The 20,239-nt window shown below is 67.8% G+C and carries 6 protein-coding genes, 1 tRNA gene and 3 rRNA genes; 9 read left to right on the top strand and 1 reads right to left on the bottom strand.

The window, feature by feature from the left end; translation table 11 throughout:
- The first annotated feature begins 361 nt into the window (after window positions 1-361).
- The 5 genes from OIM89_RS05970 (at window position 362) to OIM89_RS05950 (ending at window position 6,481) form a co-directional block, all read left to right on the top strand.
- Window positions 362-1,886 (top strand): 16S ribosomal RNA (locus tag OIM89_RS05970).
- 321 nt (window positions 1,887-2,207) lie between these two features.
- A 23S ribosomal RNA gene (locus OIM89_RS05965) occupies window positions 2,208-5,328 on the top strand.
- A gap of 96 nt (window positions 5,329-5,424) precedes the next feature.
- A 5S ribosomal RNA gene (gene rrf / locus OIM89_RS05960) occupies window positions 5,425-5,541 on the top strand.
- The 16S, 23S and 5S rRNA genes sit together here, the layout of an rRNA operon.
- Before the next feature lie 114 nt (window positions 5,542-5,655).
- The gene (locus OIM89_RS05955; RefSeq protein WP_047471804.1) at window positions 5,656-6,315 is read left to right on the top strand and encodes a DegT/DnrJ/EryC1/StrS family aminotransferase; all 660 of its coding nucleotides are present in this window, start codon (window positions 5,656-5,658) and stop codon (window positions 6,313-6,315) included.
- A 93-nt stretch (window positions 6,316-6,408) separates the two neighbouring features.
- Window positions 6,409-6,481: transfer RNA gene (locus OIM89_RS05950), tRNA-Thr, on the top strand.
- 95 nt (window positions 6,482-6,576) lie between these two features.
- Here OIM89_RS05950 and OIM89_RS05945 read toward each other — a convergent pair.
- Window positions 6,577-9,294 carry a SpoIIE family protein phosphatase gene (locus OIM89_RS05945; RefSeq protein WP_374118799.1) on the bottom strand — a complete coding sequence of 906 codons (2,718 nt, stop codon included), beginning with the start codon at window positions 9,292-9,294 and terminating at the stop codon, window positions 6,577-6,579.
- Window positions 9,295-9,650: 356 nt separating this feature from the next.
- On the opposite strand from OIM89_RS05945, the gene OIM89_RS05940 reads away from it, so the two are divergent.
- From OIM89_RS05940 to OIM89_RS05925, 4 genes are all read left to right on the top strand, one after another.
- On the top strand, window positions 9,651-15,047 hold the full coding sequence (locus OIM89_RS05940; RefSeq protein WP_030699040.1) for a HAMP domain-containing protein: 5,397 nt from the start codon (window positions 9,651-9,653) through the stop codon (window positions 15,045-15,047).
- A gap of 307 nt (window positions 15,048-15,354) precedes the next feature.
- Complete coding sequence (locus OIM89_RS05935) at window positions 15,355-16,020, top strand: two-component system response regulator (RefSeq protein ID WP_003951225.1); 666 nt, start codon at window positions 15,355-15,357, stop codon at window positions 16,018-16,020.
- 83 nt (window positions 16,021-16,103) lie between these two features.
- Window positions 16,104-18,863: a DNA translocase FtsK gene (locus OIM89_RS05930; protein WP_151167921.1), complete on the top strand. Its 2,760-nt coding sequence runs from the start codon at window positions 16,104-16,106 to the stop codon at window positions 18,861-18,863.
- Window positions 18,864-19,296: 433 nt separating this feature from the next.
- Complete coding sequence (locus OIM89_RS05925) at window positions 19,297-20,208, top strand: helix-turn-helix domain-containing protein (RefSeq protein ID WP_257381519.1); 912 nt, start codon at window positions 19,297-19,299, stop codon at window positions 20,206-20,208.
- Window positions 20,209-20,239 lie beyond the last annotated feature (31 nt).

Here is a 20,239-nt window from a genome sequence, read left to right as displayed (position 1 = left end):
GAGTCTCTGATAAAGTCGGAACCGCCGAAAGGGAAAAGCAAAGCGGAAACGCGGAGCTGGAACCGGAAACGCACCGAGGAAATCGGACACGAAAGAGTCTGGTAGAGTCGGAGAAACGAAATACCGAAGGGAAGCGCCCGGAGGAAAGCCCGAGAGGGTGAGTACAAAGGAAGCGTCCGTTCCTTGAGAACTCAACAGCGTGCTAAAAGTCAACGCCAGATATGTTGATACCCCGACCGGCCAGGTTTCTGGTTGGTTGAGGTTCCTTTGAAATACAACAGCGAGGACGCTGTGTGCGACAGGGACTATTCCTCCTTGTCGCACCGCTCTCATGTCTGTTGCACCCGATTGCGGGTACACATTCACGGAGAGTTTGATCCTGGCTCAGGACGAACGCTGGCGGCGTGCTTAACACATGCAAGTCGAACGATGAACCGCTTTTGGGCGGGGATTAGTGGCGAACGGGTGAGTAACACGTGGGCAATCTGCCCTGCACTCTGGGACAAGCCCTGGAAACGGGGTCTAATACCGGATATGACCGTCTGCCGCATGGTGGATGGTGTAAAGCTCCGGCGGTGCAGGATGAGCCCGCGGCCTATCAGCTTGTTGGTGAGGTAGTGGCTCACCAAGGCGACGACGGGTAGCCGGCCTGAGAGGGCGACCGGCCACACTGGGACTGAGACACGGCCCAGACTCCTACGGGAGGCAGCAGTGGGGAATATTGCACAATGGGCGAAAGCCTGATGCAGCGACGCCGCGTGAGGGATGACGGCCTTCGGGTTGTAAACCTCTTTCAGCAGGGAAGAAGCGAAAGTGACGGTACCTGCAGAAGAAGCGTACTAACTACGTGCCAGCAGCCGCGGTAATACGTAGGGCGCAAGCGTTGTCCGGAATTATTGGGCGTAAAGAGCTCGTAGGCGGCTTGTCACGTCGGTTGTGAAAGCCCGGGGCTTAACCCCGGGTCTGCAGTCGATACGGGCAGGCTAGAGTTCGGTAGGGGAGATCGGAATTCCTGGTGTAGCGGTGAAATGCGCAGATATCAGGAGGAACACCGGTGGCGAAGGCGGATCTCTGGGCCGATACTGACGCTGAGGAGCGAAAGCGTGGGGAGCGAACAGGATTAGATACCCTGGTAGTCCACGCCGTAAACGGTGGGCACTAGGTGTGGGCAACATTCCACGTTGTCCGTGCCGCAGCTAACGCATTAAGTGCCCCGCCTGGGGAGTACGGCCGCAAGGCTAAAACTCAAAGGAATTGACGGGGGCCCGCACAAGCGGCGGAGCATGTGGCTTAATTCGACGCAACGCGAAGAACCTTACCAAGGCTTGACATACACCGGAAACGTCTGGAGACAGGCGCCCCCTTGTGGTCGGTGTACAGGTGGTGCATGGCTGTCGTCAGCTCGTGTCGTGAGATGTTGGGTTAAGTCCCGCAACGAGCGCAACCCTTGTCCCGTGTTGCCAGCAGGCCCTTGTGGTGCTGGGGACTCACGGGAGACCGCCGGGGTCAACTCGGAGGAAGGTGGGGACGACGTCAAGTCATCATGCCCCTTATGTCTTGGGCTGCACACGTGCTACAATGGCCGGTACAATGAGCTGCGATACCGTGAGGTGGAGCGAATCTCAAAAAGCCGGTCTCAGTTCGGATTGGGGTCTGCAACTCGACCCCATGAAGTCGGAGTCGCTAGTAATCGCAGATCAGCATTGCTGCGGTGAATACGTTCCCGGGCCTTGTACACACCGCCCGTCACGTCACGAAAGTCGGTAACACCCGAAGCCGGTGGCCCAACCCCTTGTGGGAGGGAGCTGTCGAAGGTGGGACTGGCGATTGGGACGAAGTCGTAACAAGGTAGCCGTACCGGAAGGTGCGGCTGGATCACCTCCTTTCTAAGGAGCACTTCTTGACTGCCGGCCCTCGGGCTTGGTGGTCCAGAGGCCAGTTCATCGGCGAACGTCTGATGCTGGTTGCTCATGGGTGGAACGTTGACTATTCGGCACAGTGGATTCGATGGTTTTGCTAGTACTGCTTCGGCGTGGAACGCAAGGTCATGGGTCGGCTGGGCCGGGCACGCTGTTGGGTGTCTGAGGGAGCGGCCACGATGTGGCTGTTTCTTCGGTTGCCGGCCCCAGTGAACTCGGGATGTATGTCTCGGGGTGGTGGGTGGTTGGTCGTTGTTTGAGAACTGCACAGTGGACGCGAGCATCTGTGGCCAAGTTTTTAAGGGCGCACGGTGGATGCCTTGGCACCAGGAACCGATGAAGGACGTGGGAGGCCACGATAGTCCCCGGGGAGTCGTCAACCAGGCTTTGATCCGGGGGTTTCCGAATGGGGAAACCCGGCAGTCGTCATGGGCTGTCACCCGCTGCTGAACTCATAGGCAGTGTGGAGGGAACGCGGGGAAGTGAAACATCTCAGTACCCGCAGGAAGAGAAAACAACCGTGATTCCGGGAGTAGTGGCGAGCGAAACTGGATGAGGCCAAACCGTATGTGTGTGATACCCGGCAGGGGTTGCGCATGCGGGGTTGTGGGATCTCTCTTCTACGGTCTGCCGGCCGTGGGACGAGTCAGAAACCGTTGATGTAGGCGAAGGACATGCGAAAGGTCCGGCGTAGAGGGTAAGACCCCCGTAGTCGAAACATCAGCGGCTCGTTTGAGAGACACCCAAGTAGCACGGGGCCCGAGAAATCCCGTGTGAATCTGGCGGGACCACCCGCTAAGCCTAAATATTCCCTGGTGACCGATAGCGGATAGTACCGTGAGGGAATGGTGAAAAGTACCGCGGGAGCGGAGTGAAATAGTACCTGAAACCGTGTGCCTACAAGCCGTGGGAGCGTCGCGCATCGAGCTTGCTCGGTGCGTCGTGACTGCGTGCCTTTTGAAGAATGAGCCTGCGAGTTAGCGGTGTGTAGCGAGGTTAACCCGTGTGGGGAAGCCGTAGCGAAAGCGAGTCCGAAGAGGGCGTTTGAGTTGCACGCTCTAGACCCGAAGCGGAGTGATCTAGCCATGGGCAGGTTGAAGCGGCTGTAAGAGGTCGTGGAGGACCGAACCCACCAGGGTTGAAAACCTGGGGGATGACCTGTGGTTAGGGGTGAAAGGCCAATCAAACTCCGTGATAGCTGGTTCTCCCCGAAATGCATTTAGGTGCAGCGTCGTGTGTTTCTTGCCGGAGGTAGAGCACTGGATAGGCGATGGGCCCTACCGGGTTACTGACCTTAGCCAAACTCCGAATGCCGGTAAGTGAGAGCGCGGCAGTGAGACTGTGGGGGATAAGCTCCATGGTCGAGAGGGAAACAGCCCAGAGCATCGACTAAGGCCCCTAAGCGTACGCTAAGTGGGAAAGGATGTGGAGTCGCAGAGACAACCAGGAGGTTGGCTTAGAAGCAGCCACCCTTGAAAGAGTGCGTAATAGCTCACTGGTCTAGTGATTCCGCGCCGACAATGTAGCGGGGCTCAAGCGTACCGCCGAAGTCGTGTCATTGCAGCAATACTCCCAACGGAGGCTGTGATGGGTAGGGGAGCGTCGTGTGCCGGGTGAAGCAGCCGTGGAAGCGAGTTGTGGACGGTTCACGAGTGAGAATGCAGGCATGAGTAGCGATTCACACGTGAGAAACGTGTGCGCCGATTGACTAAGGGTTCCTGGGTCAAGCTGATCTGCCCAGGGTAAGTCGGGACCTAAGGCGAGGCCGACAGGCGTAGTCGATGGATAACCGGTTGATATTCCGGTACCCGCTGTGAAGCGTCAAACATTGAATCCAGTGATGCTAAGCCCGTGAAGCCGTTCCGGACCCTTCGGGGAATGGAAAGTGGTGGAGCCGGTGGCCCGAGCTGGTAGTAGGTGAGTGATGGGGTGACGCAGGAAGGTAGTCCATCCCGGGCGGTGGTTGTCCCGGGGTAAGGGTGTAGGACGTCAGGTAGGTAAATCCGCCTGGCAATAGTCTGAGACCTGATGCCGAGCCGATTGTGGTGAAGTGGATGATCCTATGCTGTCGAGAAAAGCCTCTAGCGAGTTTCATGGCGGCCCGTACCCTAAACCGACTCAGGTGGTCAGGTAGAGAATACCGAGGCGTTCGGGTGAACTATGGTTAAGGAACTCGGCAAAATGCCCCCGTAACTTCGGGAGAAGGGGGCCATGTCTGGTGATCCGATTTACTCGGTGAGCTGGGTGTGGCCGCAGAGACCAGCGAGAAGCGACTGTTTACTAAAAACACAGGTCCGTGCGAAGCCGTAAGGCGATGTATACGGACTGACGCCTGCCCGGTGCTGGAACGTTAAGGGGACCGGTTAGTCACATTTCGGTGTGGCGAAGCTGAGAACTTAAGCGCCAGTAAACGGCGGTGGTAACTATAACCATCCTAAGGTAGCGAAATTCCTTGTCGGGTAAGTTCCGACCTGCACGAATGGCGTAACGACTTCTCGACTGTCTCAACCATAGGCCCGGTGAAATTGCATTACGAGTAAAGATGCTCGTTTCGCGCAGCAGGACGGAAAGACCCCGGGACCTTTACTACAGTTTGATATTGGTGTTCGGTTCGGCTTGTGTAGGATAGGTGGGAGACTGTGAAGCATGCACGCCAGTGTGTGTGGAGTCGTCGTTGAAATACCACTCTGGTCGTGCTGGATGTCTAACCTGGGTCCGTGATCCGGATCAGGGACAGTGTCTGATGGGTAGTTTAACTGGGGCGGTTGCCTCCTAAAGAGTAACGGAGGCGCCCAAAGGTTCCCTCAGCCTGGTTGGTAATCAGGTGTTGAGTGTAAGTGCACAAGGGAGCTTGACTGTGAGACCGACGGGTCGAGCAGGGACGAAAGTCGGGACTAGTGATCCGGCGGTGGCTTGTGGAAGCGCCGTCGCTCAACGGATAAAAGGTACCCCGGGGATAACAGGCTGATCTTCCCCAAGAGTCCATATCGACGGGATGGTTTGGCACCTCGATGTCGGCTCGTCGCATCCTGGGGCTGGAGTCGGTCCCAAGGGTTGGGCTGTTCGCCCATTAAAGCGGTACGCGAGCTGGGTTTAGAACGTCGTGAGACAGTTCGGTCCCTATCCGCTGTGCGCGTAGGAATATTGAGAAGGGCTGTCCCTAGTACGAGAGGACCGGGACGGACGAACCTCTGGTGTGCCAGTTGTTCTGCCAAGGGCATGGCTGGTTGGCTACGTTCGGGAGGGATAACCGCTGAAAGCATCTAAGCGGGAAGCCTGCTTCGAGATGAGTATTCCCACCTCCTTGAGAGGGTAAGGCTCCCAGTAGACGACTGGGTTGATAGGCCGGATATGGAAGCCCTGTAAGGGGTGGAGTTGACCGGTACTAATAGGCCGAGGGCTTGTCCTCAGTTGCTCGCGTCCACTGTGTTGGTTCTGAAACCACGAACACCAATCACATACCTGTCTAGAGGTGGGTTGTGGTTGCTGGTGTGTTTCGTAGTGTTTCGGTGGTCATAGCGTGAGGGAAACGCCCGGTTACATTCCGAACCCGGAAGCTAAGCCTTACAGCGCCGATGGTACTGCAGGGGGGACCCTGTGGGAGAGTAGGACGCCGCCGAACTATTATTCAAAGTGGTGGTCCCCGGATTTCGGTCCGGGGACCACCACTTTTTTGTTTTCGGTCACCTCGCGTTCACCGTCCGCCGCCAGCATGTGCGGCATGGGGACAGAGAAGATGCTGAGGGCCGCGGGGATCGGGCGGGGCGACGAGGTCGTGGTGCCGGCCTTCGGACGGGCCGACGTCGCGGGAGCCGTGGTCGCCGCCGGCGCGCTGCCGGTGTTCGCCGACATCGACCCGCACTCCTACTGCCTGGATGCCGAGGCCGTGGCCGCAGTCACCGGGCCCCGTACCGCCGCGATCGTCGCCGTGCACCGCTTCGGGCGCTCCGCGCCCCTGTGGCAGCTGAAGGGGCACGGGAAGCGACACGGGCTGCTGGTCCTGGAGGAGCGGGACGCCGTGGGGGAGCCCGCCGACGTGGCGGAGCGCAGGCGGGCCGCCGACCATCTCGACCAGCGGCTTCGCGGGGTCGGGACGCCCGAGCGGGACCGGGACCACACCTATACGCAGTACGTGGTGCGGGTGCCGGGGAACGGCCGGCCCGACCGGGACGCCTTCGCGCGGGCGCTGCGGGCCAGGGGCGTCGCCTGCTCCGTGCCGGTGCAGACGCCGCTGCACCGCACCACCGAGCACTGGCGCGACGTACGGCTGCCGGAGACCGAGCGGGCCGCCGACGACACCCTGGCGCTGCCGCTCGTACCGGTGGCGGAGCGGCGGGGGCTGCACCGGTTGGTGTCGGCGTGCAACGCGCTGGGCGGGCTGCTCCAGCCGGCCTGAGTTCCGGCCGCTGGGGGGTGGTGCGAGGGGCGCTCGAATTCAGGTATGCTTCTTCTCGTTGCCAACGCGGAACACCGCGAAAAGCAGCAGTCGGCCCCAATAGCTCAGTCGGCAGAGCGTCTCCATGGTAAGGAGAAGGTCAACGGTTCGATTCCGTTTTGGGGCTCAAGGAAAAGGCCCCCGCCCATTGGGCGGGGGCCTTTCTCGTGCGTGTGTGGGGCTGGGGCGGGGAGGGGCCGGTCGGAACCGGCCCCTCGTTCGTCAGTTCCGCTGGGGTTCCGGGACGCGCATCGTCAGGATGGCCATGTCGTCCGACGGGGAATCGGCGGCGAACCGCTCGACGGCGCGCATGACGCGGGCCGCGACCGCGCCGGCCGTCAGCCCCGTGCAGCCCTTCAGGACCTCCGCCAGGCCGTCGTCGCCCAGCATGCGGCTGCCCTCGCGGCGCTCCGTGATGCCGTCGGTGACGCAGAGCAGGACGTCGCCCGGCTCCAGGCGCACCGTCTGCTCGTACAGCTCCAGGTCGTCCATGACACCGAGGAGGGGCTGGGGTTCGGCGGCCGCCTCGACGGAGCCGTCCTGACGCAGGCGCAGCGGGAGGGGGTGGCCGGCGCAGACCACCTTCAGCAGGGCGCTGCCGTCCTCCTGGGGGCGCAGCTCGCCGTAGAGGAGGGTGAGGAAGCGGCTGCGTTCGCCCTCGTCGAGGATAGCGTTGTTGAGGCGCTCCAGGACGGCCGGGCCGCTGTAGCCCTCGCGGGCCAGCAGGCGCAGGGCGTGGCGGGCGAGGCCGGTGACGGCCGCCGCCTCGGGGCCCGTGCCGCAGACGTCGCCGATGGCGAAGCCGTACGCACCGTCGGGGATGGTGAAGAGGTCGTAGAAGTCGCCGCCGACCTCGTTCCCCTCTCCGGCCGCGCGGTAGATGACCTCGACCTCGACGCCGGGGACCTCGGGCATGTCCGGCGGGAGCAGGCTGCGCTGGAGGGACTGGCTGATCGCCATCCGCTCCGAGTACAGGCGGGAGTTGTCGAGGGCCAGGGCGGCCCGGCGGGAGAGGTCCTCGGCCAGTTCCAGGTTCTCCTGGCGGAAGTGGTCCTCGGAGGGCTTGCCGAGGACCAGCATGCCGATGACGCGGTTGCGGGCCACCAGCGGCAGGACGACCGTCTCGCCGCCGACCGAGGCCGCCGTGGTGAGGGTCGAGCCGATCCCCGAGCCCAGGTGGTGCGGCTCGTCGTCCAGGCTCCGCACGGAGGCTTCGAGCGCCGCCTCGTGCGCCGCGCGCGCCGGGGCGGGCCAGATCCGCGCGCCGGGCGTGGGAACCGGCTCGGGCGGGTCGATGCGGCCCAGCAGGGCCTTGAGGCCGTCGATGCGCTCCTCGTCCTCGTGCAGCACGTAGGAGAGGTACGGCTCGGAGGCGGTGTCGGCGATGGTGTAGACGGCGCACCAGGTGGCCAGCGTCGGGACCGTCATCTGGGCCATCAGCGCCAGTGTCTGGTCCCGGTCGAGGGTGCCGGCGAGCAGGTCGGAGGCCTCGACGAGGAAGGAGAGCGAGCCGCGGCGCAGCCGCTCCAGCTCGCCGAGGCGGGCCGACTCGACGGCCAGCGCGATCCGGTCGGCGGCGAACTGCAGGCGCAGCGCCTCCTCGTTGGAGTAGCGGCCGGCGCCCTCCGCGGCGACGCCGAGGGAACCGGTGAGGCGGCCCTCGACCTTGAGCGGGACCGTCACCACGGAGCGCATCCCGGTACCGTTCAGCAGCGGCACGGCGCCCGGCACGGCGCTCAGGTCCTCGTGGACGGCGGGCATCCGGGCCGTGCCGTACCGGCCGGAGCCGGTGTCGACCGGGACGCGGGCGAACCGCTGGCGGGCGGAGGGCAGGCCGGTGGTGGCGCGGACCTCCAGTTCCGTCTCGTCGTCGGTGGCGAGCAGCAGGAAGGCCGCGTCGCCGTCGAGCATGTCGCGGGAGCGTTCCACGGTGCGCTGGAGCAGCCCGTCGAGGTCGTCCGGGGCCGGGGAGCCGATGAACGTCTCGAACGGGTCGGTGCCCTGGCCGTCGGCGCGGTGCCTGGACTCCGGGGCGGCGCCGCGCTGCGGCGTGGCGAGGACGGCGCGCTCGTCGTCGCGGACCAGCAGGCAGACCGTGGAGGGCTCGCCCTGCGGGTCGCGGACGCGCAGGTGGGAGGCGTAGACGGGGACGACGCGGCCGTCGGCGGCGCGGATTCCGTAGCTGCCCTCCCAGCGGGAGAGGCGCAGGGCCTCGGCGATGCCGGTGCTGGTGCCGGGGGTGTGCGGCCACGCGGCGTAGTCGGTCAGCGGCTTGCCGATGATCTGCTTCGCCGGGTAGCCGAAGAGTTCCTGGGCGTCGTCGTTCCAGGCGGAGACGGCGCCCTCGCTGTCGATCTGGATGACCGCGACCCGGACCCGCTCGTCGGCCAGCGGCAGCAGTTCGGTGGAGACCGAGGGGCCGGCGGTGCGGGTGCCGACCTGGCGCTCGGGCAGGTCGAGCCGGAACCAGACGTGCTTGTGCGCGGGGGAGTACTCGACGCCCCAGCGGGAGGCGAGCGCCGCGCAGAGCTGGAGGCCGCGGCCGCCCTCGCGGTCCGGGCTGCCCATCGACACCCCGCCGGACTGGAGCGGGATCTCGCGCTCGGGATAGCGGTCGGAGACCTCGATGCGCACGCCGTCGCCGGAGCGCAGGCAGACCACCTCGGCGGCGGTGCCGGCGTGCACGACGGCGTTGGTGACCAGCTCGCTGGTGAGGACCACGGCGTCGTCCACGACGTCGCCGAAGCCCCAGCCCTGCAGGGTGTCGCGGACGAAGGCGCGGGCGGCCGCCACCGAGCGCCCGACCGGTTCGAAGGTGTGGGCGGCCCGCGCCGTGATCACAGAACTCCTCGTGCGGTTGTCGGCGGGGTCCAGGCTCCCGTGGTCGGGGTGCTCGGCCCCGGATGCCGGGGGCTGTTCCCCGGGCAACGTCAGTCCCATTCCTCCGGCCGCCCCTCCGATGCCCGTACGTACGTGTGCCACCGCCCAGGCCGGGCATACCGGGGTGGTTGGACAGCCTGGTGCCAGGTTACTTACCTTCACGGTCCCGGTGGATGCCGGTCGCGCGGTTTTGGTTCGGAGGGTGTGCGGACGGTGTGCGAAGCTGCCGAACTGTTATGGCCTGGTTCGGCCGGGGTGAAACACTGGGAACGCTCCTGGCAACGGCCCGGGCAAACCTGCAGTACGTCGACCCTTGCGGGAGGGACACGGTGGAGTCTGGCGCAGCGGCGCGGAGCACGACCACGCGCGGACAGGGCGGGCGGTCCCGAAGTGCCTCCAGGGGAGGGACGGTCGAGGTGGACGCGGCCCAGCTCCAGCGCCTGAAGTCCGCCCTGGCCGCGATGCGCGACGGCAACTTCCGGCGCCGTCTGACGGTGACCGGCGACGGCGTGATGGCCGAGGTCGCCGCGTTGTTCAACGAGGTCGCGGACCGCAATCTGCATCTGACCGGAGAGCTGTCGCGGGTGCGGCGCACGGTCGGACGTGAGGGAAAACTCACGGAGCGGCTGGAGACGGGGGTCTGCGAGGGCTCGTGGGCCTCGGCGATCGAGGCGTCCAACGCCCTCGTCGACGACCTGGTCCACCCCGTCTCCGAGGTCGGCCGGGTACTCTCCGCGGTCGCCGACGGTGACCTGGAGCAGCGGATGGAGCTGCGGACGCAGGCGCCGGACGGTTCGGGGCATCCACTGCGCGGGGAGTTCCTGAAGGTCGGCCGGACCGTCAACAACCTGGTCGACCAGTTGTCGCGGTTCACCGACGAGGTGACCCGGGTGGCCAGCGAGGTCGGTACCGAGGGCAAGCTCGGCGGTCAGGCGCAGGTGCGGGGCATGTCCGGTTCGTGGAAGGACCTCACGGACTCGGTCAACACCATGGCGTACCGGCTGACCGCGCAGGTGCGGGACATCGCGCTGGTGACCACGGCGGTGGCCCGGGGCGATCTGTCGCGCAAGGTGACGGTGCACGTCGCGGGCGAGATGCTCGAACTCAAGAACACCGTCAACACGATGGTGGACCAGCTGTCGTCGTTCTCCTCCGAGGTGACGCGCGTCGCCCGCGAGGTGGGTACCGAGGGTGAGCTGGGCGGGCAGGCGCGGGTGCCCGGGGTGGACGGGGTCTGGAAGGACCTCACCGACTCGGTGAACCTCATGGCCTTCAACCTGACCGCGCAGGTACGCGGGATCGCCGAGGTCACCACCGCCGTCGCCAACGGTGACCTGTCCCGCAAGGTGACGGTGAACGCGCGCGGCGAGGTGGCCCAACTCGCCGAGACCATCGACCAGATGACCGAGACGCTGCGAACCTTCGGCGACGAGGTCACCCGCGTCGCCCGCGAGGTCGGTGTCGAGGGGCAGCTCGGCGGGCAGGCCAACGTGCCGGGCGCCGCCGGGACCTGGAAGGACCTGACGGACTCGGTCAACACCGTCTTCCGGAACCTGACCACGCAGGTGCGCGACATCGCGCAGGTGACGACGGCGGTGGCCAACGGCGACCTCTCCCAGAAGGTCACGGTGGACGTCTCCGGCGAGATGCTGGAGCTGAAGAACACCGTCAACACCATGGTCGACCAGCTCTCGGCGTTCGGTGCCGAGGTGACCCGGGTGGCGCGCGAGGTCGGCGTCGAGGGTGAACTGGGCGGCCAGGCCACCGTGCAGGGCGCGGCCGGCACCTGGAAGGACCTCACCGACTCGGTCAACACCGCCTTCCGCAACCTCACCGGCCAGGTGCGCAACATCGCGCAGGTGACGACGGCGGTGGCCAACGGCGACCTCTCCCAGAAGGTCACGGTGGACGTCTCCGGCGAGATGCTCCAGCTGAAGAACACCGTGAACCGCATGGTGGACCAGCTCTCCTCCTTCGCCGACCAGGTCACGCGGATGGCCCGGGACGTGGGTACGGAGGGGCGCCTCGGCGGTCAGGCCCAGGTGGACGGGGTCAGCGGCACCTGGAAGGAGCTGACCGACTCCGTCAACCTCATGGCCGGCAACCTCACCGCGCAGGTGCGGCAGATCGCCCAGGTCACCACGGCGGTGGCCCAGGGCGACCTGTCGCAGAAGATCGGCATGGACGCCCGGGGCGAGATCCTGGAGCTGAAGAACACCATCAACACGATGGTCGACCAGCTCTCCGCCTTCGCCGACGAGGTGACCCGGGTCGCCCGCGAGGTGGGCACCGAGGGACGGCTCGGCGGCCAGGCGCAGGTGCCCGGCGTGGCAGGCGTCTGGCGCGACCTGACCGACTCGGTGAACGGCATGGCCGGCAACCTCACCGCGCAGGTACGCCAGATCGCCCAGGTGGCCACCGCCATCGCCCGGGGTGACCTGTCGCAGAAGATCGACGTGGACGCGCGGGGCGAGATCCTGGAGCTGAAGAACACCCTGAACACGCTGGTGGACCAGCTCTCGGCCTTCGCCGAGCAGGTCACCCGCGTCTCCCGTGAGGTGGGCACCGAGGGCATCCTCGGCGGCCAGGCGCAGGTGGACGGGGTCTCCGGGACCTGGAAGGACCTCACCCAGTCGGTGAACAGCATGGCCAACAACCTGACCATGCAGGTCCGCAACATCGCCGAGGTCACCACCGCCGTGGCGCGCGGCGACCTCTCGAAGAAGATCACCGTCGACGCCAAGGGCGAGATCCTCGAACTGGTCACCACCGTCAACACCATGGTCGACCAGCTCTCCAACTTCGCCGAGCAGGTGACGCTGGTCGCCCGTGAGGTGGGCACCGAGGGCAACCTCGGCGGCCAGGCGCGGGTGCCGGGCGTCACCGGCATCTGGAAGGACCTGAGCGACAACGTCAACACGATGGCGAACAACCTCACCGGCCAGGTGCGGAACATCGCCCACGTCGCCACCGCCGTGGCCAACGGCGACCTGACCAAGAAGGTCACCGTCGAGGCGAGCGGCGAGGTCGCCCAGCTCGCCGACACCGTCAACACCATGGTGACGACCCTGTCGTCCTTCGCCGACGAGGTGACCCGCGTCGCCCGCGAGGTGGGCACCGAGGGCATCCTCGGCGGCCAGGCCCGCGTCCCCGGCAGCTCGGGGACCTGGAAGGACCTCACCGAGTCGGTGAACTCGATGGCCCAGAACCTCACCGGCCAGGTCCGCAACATCGCGATGGTCACCACCGCCATCGCCAAGGGCGACCTCACCAAGAAGATCGACATCGACGCCCGGGGGGAGATCCTGGAGCTGAAGACGACCATCAACACCATGGTCGACCAGCTCTCCTCCTTCGCCGAGCAGGTCACCCGGGTCGCCCGCGAGGTGGGTACGGAGGGACAGCTCGGCGGTGAGGCCCGGGTCCGCGACGTCGACGGCACCTGGCGCGACCTCACCGAGTCGGTGAACGAGATGGCGCAGAACCTCACCCGCCAGGTCCGCGCCATCGCGGCGGTCGCCACCGCGGTGACCCGCGGCGACCTCCAGCTGAAGATCGACGTGGACGCGGCCGGTGAGATCCGGGCGCTCCAGGACAACATCAACACGATGATCACCAACCTGCGCGACACCACCCTCGCCAACGAGGAGCAGGACTGGCTCAAGGGCAACCTCGCGCGGATCTCCGGCCTCATGCAGGGCCGCCGCGACCTCACCGACGTCGCCTCGCTGATCATGAGCGAGCTGACCCCGGTGGTCTCCGCGCAGCACGGCGCGTTCTTCATCGCCGCGCCCACCGAGGAGGACCCGGACCTGTCGGCGGAGGCCCGCGAGGAGGCGTACGAGCTGCGGATGATCGGGAGTTACGGCTACTCGATGGGGTCGATGCCGACCGCGTTCAAGCCCGGTGAGTCGCTGATCGGGGCCGCCGCGCAGGAGAAGCGGACCATCCTCGTCGACCATGTGCCCTCCGGGTACCTGAAGATCGCCTCGGGGCTCGGGGAGGCGCCGCCGGCCCATGTGATCGTGCTGCCGCTGCTCTTCGAGGGCACCGTGCTCGGCGTGATCGAGCTGGCCGCCTTCCAGCCGTTCACGCAGATCCAGCGGGACTTCCTGAGCCAGCTCGCCGAGATGATCGCGACCAGCGTCAACACCATCAGCGTCAACACCAAGACCGAGGAACTGCTGAAGCAGTCGCAGGAGCTGACCGAGCAGCTGAGGGACCGCTCCGAGGAGCTGGAGGTCCGGCAGAGGGCGCTCCAGGCATCCAACGCCGAACTGGAGGACAAGGCCGAGCTGCTGGCCCGTCAGAACCGCGACATCGAGGTCAAGAACACCGAGATCGAGGACGCCCGGCAGGTGCTGGAGGAGCGCGCCGAGCAGCTCGCCGTCTCCATGCGGTACAAGTCGGAGTTCCTGGCCAACATGTCGCACGAGCTGCGCACCCCGCTCAACTCGCTGCTGATCCTCGCCAAGCTGCTCGCCGACAACGCCGAGGGGAACCTCTCCCCGAAGCAGGTGGAGTTCGCCGAGACGATCCACGGGGCCGGTTCCGACCTGCTCCAGCTGATCAACGACATCCTCGACCTCTCCAAGGTCGAGGCGGGCAAGATGGACGTCAGCCCGACCCGGATCGCCCTGGTCCAGCTGGTCGACTACGTCGAGGCCACCTTCCGGCCGCTCACCGCCGAGAAGGGGCTGGACTTCTCCGTCCGGGTCTCCCCGGAGCTGCCCGCCACCCTCCACACCGACGAGCAGCGGCTCCTCCAGGTCCTGCGCAACCTCCTCTCCAACGCGGTGAAGTTCACCGACAGCGGCGCCGTGGAGCTGGTCATCCGGCCCGCTGCCGCCGACGTCCCCGACGCGATCAGGGAGCAGCTGCTGGAGGCCGGTTCGCTGGCCGCCGCGGACGCCGAGCTCATCGCCTTCTCCGTCACCGACACCGGTATCGGCATCGCCTCGGGCAAGATGCGCGTCATCTTCGAGGCGTTCAAGCAGGCCGACGGCACCACCAGCCGCAAGTACGGCGGCACCGGCCTCGGCCTCTCCATCAGCCGGGAGATCGCCCGCCTCCTCGGCGGCGAGATCCACGCGGCGAGCGAACCGGGCCGCGGCTCCACCTTCACGCTCTACCTGCCGCTGCACCCGGCCGAACTGCCGCCGCAGGGGTACGCGCAGCTCGCCCCGGCCGTCGAGCCCAAGGGTGAACTCCCCGCAGGGCAGGAGCCGCAGAGCACCGAACCGGTGCCCACGGAGCCGCTGAAGGACACCCGCAACGGGCCCGTCTCCCTCTTCCGCCGGCGCCGCAGGGCGGCGGAGGAGGCGGCGGCCGCCACGGACGGCGGCACCGGGCAGGCGCAGCCCCGCACCACCTCGCTGGGCCGGCCGCTGGACGCGCCGCCGGAGGAGCGCCCGGCGCGCGAGCCGGTGAGCTTCGACGGCCAGAAGGTGCTCATCGTCGACGACGACATCCGCAACGTCTTCGCCCTCACCAGCGTCCTCGAACAGCACGGCCTGGCCGTCCTCTACGCCGAGAACGGCCGCGAGGGCATCGAGGTGCTGGAGCAGCACGACGACGTGGCCGTGGTGCTGATGGACATCATGATGCCGGAGATGGACGGGTACGCGACCACCTCCGCGATCCGCCGCATGCCCCAGTTCGCGGGGCTGCCGATCGTCGCGCTGACCGCCAAGGCGATGAAGGGCGACCGGGAGAAGGCGATCGAGTCGGGCGCCTCCGACTACGTCACCAAGCCGGTCGACCCCGACCACCTGCTGGCCGTGATGGAGGGGTGGATGAGCCAGGACGGCTGACCGGCCCGCGCCGCGCCCCGGTCGCCGCCGCCCCTGGGCGCGGAGTTGGGGCCGGCGGGGCGTACCGTGGCGGGACGTGGCGCCGGCGCGTCCCGCCGGACGGGAACCTTCCGGGGCCAGGCCGCGTTTGCGCTTACGTACAAGTGACATCGCGGTGACAGGGTGTGGCGAAGAGCGGGGTGCGGCTACCATGACCGGCACAAGGACGGACGACGCAAGGGAGTCGTCCCCCGGGGCAGGCCCCGGTGCTTCCCCACGTCCGCAGGATCAAGGAAGCCCCATGCCGGGGCGAGGAGGGCGGGCCAGGATGCAGAAGGCCAAGATCCTCCTGGTCGACGACCGGCCGGAGAATCTGCTGGCGCTGGAGGCCATTCTCTCCGCGCTCGATCAGACACTGGTGCGGGCGTCGTCCGGGGAGGAAGCGCTCAAGGCGCTGCTGACGGATGACTTCGCGGTCATCCTGCTGGATGTGCAGATGCCGGGCATGGACGGTTTCGAGACCGCCGCCCACATCAAGCGCCGGGAGCGGACCCGGGACATCCCCATCATCTTCCTCACCGCGATCAACCACGGTCCGCACCACACCTTCCGCGGCTACGCGGCCGGCGCGGTCGACTACATCTCCAAGCCCTTCGACCCGTGGGTGCTGCGGGCCAAGGTCTCGGTCTTCGTCGACCTGTACATGAAGAACTGCAAACTCCGCGAGCAGGCCGAACTGCTGCGCATCCAGGTCGAGGGACGCGACGGCCAGAGCGAGCCGACCGGCGTCATCGCCGAGCTCTCCGCCCGGCTCGCCGCCGTCGAGGAGCAGGCCGAGGCGCTCTCCAAACAGCTGGACGACGAGTCGGCCGACGCCGCCGCCGTCGCCACCGCCGCCCACCTCGAACGCAAACTCACCGGCCTGCGCAGAGCCCTCGACGCCATCGACCCGACCTCGGGCGGTACGGCACCCGTCCTGCCGCCGCAGGGCTGAGCCGGGCGGGGGCCTGTCACCGGCCCCCGCCCGCTCGCTGACCGGCCGTCAAGGTGGCGCCGCGTCAGGAGCGACACGGACGGGTGAAGCCCCGGGCGCACGTGTCCCCTCCGCCTCGCACCGGTAACCTCACCACCATGGCCTCACGTACCTCCGGCAAGGGATCACCGTCCTCGGCGCGCGGCGCGGGGCGTTCCGGGGGACCGGCGAAGAAGACCGCGGCCAAACCGCCGGTGAGGAAGAAGGCTCCCGCCAAGAAGGCGGCGGCCCGCAAGCCGCCGCCCAAGCCCGCGCCCGCCCCCGGTCTCTACCGCTTCGTACGCGCCGTCTGGCTCGGCGCCGCCCACGGGGTCGGCGCCGTCTTCCGCGGCATAGGACGCGGAGCCAAGGGGCTCGACCCCGCCCACCGCAAGGACGGCCTCGCCCTGCTCCTCCTCGGCCTCGCCCTGGTCGTCGCCGCGGGCACCTGGTCCAACCTCCAGGGGCCCGTCGGCGACCTCGTGGCGATGCTGGTCACCGGTGCCTTCGGCCGCCTCGACCTGCTGGTGCCGCTGCTGCTGGGCACCGTCGCGGTGCGCCTGATCCGCCACCCCGAGAAGCCCGAGGCCAACGGGCGGATCGTCATCGGCCTCTCCGCGCTGGTCATCGGCGTCCTCGGCCAGGTCCACATCGCCTGCGGCTCGCCCGCGCGCGGTGACGGCACCGCCGCCCTGCAGGACGCCGGCGGTCTCATCGGCTGGGCCTCGGCCACACCGCTGATCTTCACCGTCACCGAGGTGCTGGCCGTCCCGCTGCTGCTGCTCCTCACGGTCTTCGGGCTCCTCGTGGTCACCGCCACGCCCGTCAACGCCATCCCGCAGCGGCTGCGCACCCTCGGCCGCCGCCTCGGCCTGATCGCCGCTCCGGCCGGCCCCAGCGACGACGACGCCCGCTACGAGGAGCAGTGGCGCGAGGCGCTGCCCGACGCGCGGCGCCGCCCCGGGGCCGACGGCGAGGCCGACGAGGCCCCGGCCAGGCCCGCCCGGCGCCGCGCCCCGCGCAAGGCCGCCGCCGAGCGGACCGGGCGCGACGCGGTCGACATCGCCGCCGAGGCGGCCGCCGCCCTCGACGGGGCCGTGCTGCACGGCATGCCCCCCTCCCCGCTCGTCGCCGACCTCACCCAGGGCGTGACCACCGAGCGCGAGCCCGCCGCCACCCCGGTGCCCCCGGCGCGTACCACCGGCTCCGAGGAGGCGCCCCGGCCCACGCCCGGCCGCCGCCGGAACCCGCCCCAGGACTCCGGGTCCGTACCGGATCTCACCAAGGCGCCGCCCGTCGACGAGAGCAGGCCGCTGCCGGCCCGGGCCGAGCAGTTGCAGCTCTCCGGGGACATCACCTACGCGCTGCCCTCGATAGACCTGCTGGAACGGGGCGGTCCGGGGAAGTCCCGCAGCGCCGCCAACGACGCCGTGGTCGCCTCGCTCACCACCGTCTTCAGCGAGTTTAAGGTCGACGCCGCCGTCACCGGCTTCACCCGCGGCCCGACGGTCACCCGGTACGAGATCGAACTCGGCCCGGCCGTGAAGGTCGAGCGGATCACCGCGCTCACCAAGAACATCGCCTACGCCGTCGCCAGCCCCGACGTGCGGATCATCAGCCCCATCCCGGGCAAGTCCGCCGTCGGCATCGAGATCCCCAACACCGACCGCGAGATGGTCAACCTCGGCGACGTGCTGCGCCTCGCCGACGCGGCCGAGGACCACCATCCGATGCTGGTCGGCCTCGGCAAGGACGTCGAGGGCGGCTACGTGATGGCCAACCTCGCCAAGATGCCGCACATCCTGGTCGCCGGAGCCACCGGTTCCGGTAAGTCCTCCTGCATCAACTGCCTGATCACCTCGATCATGATGCGGGCCTCGCCGGAGGACGTGCGGATGGTCCTGGTCGACCCCAAGCGCGTAGAGCTGACCGCCTACGAGGGCATCCCGCACCTCATCACGCCGATCATCACCAACCCCAAGCGGGCCGCCGAGGCGCTCCAGTGGGTGGTCCGCGAGATGGACCTGCGCTACGACGACCTGGCCGCCTTCGGCTACCGGCACATCGACGACTTCAACGCGGCGGTGCGCAGCGGCAAGGCCAAGACCCCCGAGGGCAGCGAGCGCGAGTTGCAGCCCTACCCGTACCTGCTGGTCATCGTGGACGAGCTGGCCGACCTGATGATGGTGGCGCCCCGGGACGTGGAGGACGCGATCGTCCGCATCACGCAGCTCGCGCGGGCCGCCGGCATCCACCTGGTCCTCGCCACCCAGCGGCCCAGCGTCGACGTCGTCACCGGCCTCATCAAGGCCAACGTGCCCTCCCGGCTCGCCTTCGCCACCTCCTCGCTCGCCGACAGCCGGGTCATCCTCGACCAGCCCGGCGCCGAGAAGCTCATCGGCAAGGGCGACGGGCTCTTCCTGCCGATGGGCGCCAACAAGCCCACCCGTATGCAGGGCGCCTTCGTCACCGAGGAGGAGGTCGCCGAGGTCGTCAAGCACTGCAAGGAGCAGATGACGCCGGTCTTCCGGGACGACGTGGTGGTCGGCGGTCAGAAGAAGAAGGAGATCGACGAGGAGATCGGCGACGACCTCGACCTGCTGTGCCAGGCCACCGAGCTGGTCGTCTCCACCCAGTTCGGCTCCACCTCGATGCTCCAGCGCAAACTGCGCGTCGGCTTCGCCAAGGCCGGCCGGCTGATGGACCTCATGGAGTCCCGGGACATCGTCGGCCCCACCGAGGGCTCCAAGGCCCGTGACGTTCTCGTGAAACCTGAGGACCTGCCAGGAGTGCTCGCCGTGATCCGGGGGGAGGAGCAACCGTGACGGCTCCTCATCCCCAGCCACCGGGTCGGAGCGGGGGCAAGGCGGCACGACCGTCCTGACCCTGGACCGCCGGGAGGGCCGCGGGCGCGAGGGGCCCGGACGACGGACAGCACCGCGTGGCGACCGGCGCGCGGCGAAGGGATACGGGCGTCCCCGCCCGGCGTACGCCGGACCGCGCCCGGCGTGTGGCTCCGGGCGCACGCCGGTACCGGGCCCCGGCGCACCGGCGACCGGGCCGGCGGCGCGGTACGGGGCAACCGTTTCCCTTCGGCGTACGTCAAGTTGAGAGAAGGGGCACTCTGTGCCCCTGGGCCGCGGCGAAAGGGCGCCATTCCGATGGCGTACAAAGTCCGTCCGCCCGGTTGCCCCCCGCATTCGCAACCCCCCTAGACTGGACCTCCAGCAGGTGGCTACAGGCTCGAAAGGCACCCCCGTGTCCCTCGGCAAATCCCCTGAAGACAACGGTTCTTCCCCCGCGGCCGAGGTCGAGGACGAGCGTCCTCCGACCGAGCAGGCCCCCGCTCCCGGGCCCGGCGACGCCACCGCCGACGGGCCGGCCGAGACCGCCCCGCCGAAGCCGGAGATCGGGCGCACCCTCGCCCGTGCCCGCACCGAGGCCGGACTCGGCGTCGACGAGGTCAGCGCAGCCACCCGGGTCCGCGTCCCGATCATCCAGGCGATCGAGCAGGACGACTTCTCCCGCTGCGGCGGGGACGTCTACGCCCGGGGTCACATCCGCACGCTGGCGCGCGCCGTCGGCATCGACCCCGAGCCGCTCGTCGCCGCCTACGACGACGACCACGGCGGCCGCCCGGCCCCCACCGCGCCCGCCCCGCTCTTCGAGGCCGAACGCATCCGCTCCGAGCCGCGCCGGCCCAACTGGACGGCGGCCATGGTCGCCGCCATCGTCGCGGTCGTCGGCTTCGTCGGCTTCACCCTCTTCAGCGGCGAGGACGACGGCGGCGCCAAGAACGTCGCGGGCGAGAACGGCAGCACCGCCCCGCCGGCCGAGCCCTCCAAGACCGCCGAGAAGCCCGCCCCCGACCCGAAGCCCTCCGAGAGCGCCATCGCGGCGGCCCCCGCCGACCGGGTGACTGTCAAGATCACCGTGCCCGAGGGGCGCAGCTGGCTCTCGGCCAAGGACCACAACGGTCAGCTCCTCTTCGACGGCACGCTCCAGAAGGGCCAGACCAAGACCTTCACCGACAAGGAGCGCGTCGACCTGGTCATCGGCGACGCCGGCGCGGTCGAACTGCTCGTCAACGGCAAGGAGATCGAGGACCGCTTCCAGCCCGGCCAGGTGCAGCGTCTCTCCTACACCAAGGGCGACCCCAACGCGGGCTGAACCGGGCGGACGGGACCCTGTCCCGGCCGGG

Origin of the sequence: Streptomyces sp. BI87, from assembly GCF_025957665.1 — a bacterium.
GTDB lineage: Bacteria > Actinomycetota > Actinomycetes > Streptomycetales > Streptomycetaceae > Streptomyces > Streptomyces albidoflavus.
The sequence above is the reverse complement of the archived record's forward strand: the minus strand, read 5'-3'. Positions and strand labels throughout refer to the sequence as shown.

Excerpts from the sequence above, each read along its gene's own strand:
- OIM89_RS05955 (WP_047471804.1), top strand. The coding sequence starts at position 5,656 with ATGCTGAGGGCCGCGGGGATCGGGCGGGGCGACGAGGTCGTGGTGCCG.
- OIM89_RS05945 (WP_374118799.1), bottom strand. The coding sequence starts at position 9,294 with ATGGGACTGACGTTGCCCGGGGAACAGCCCCCGGCATCCGGGGCCGAG.
- OIM89_RS05935 (WP_003951225.1), top strand. The coding sequence starts at position 15,355 with ATGCAGAAGGCCAAGATCCTCCTGGTCGACGACCGGCCGGAGAATCTG.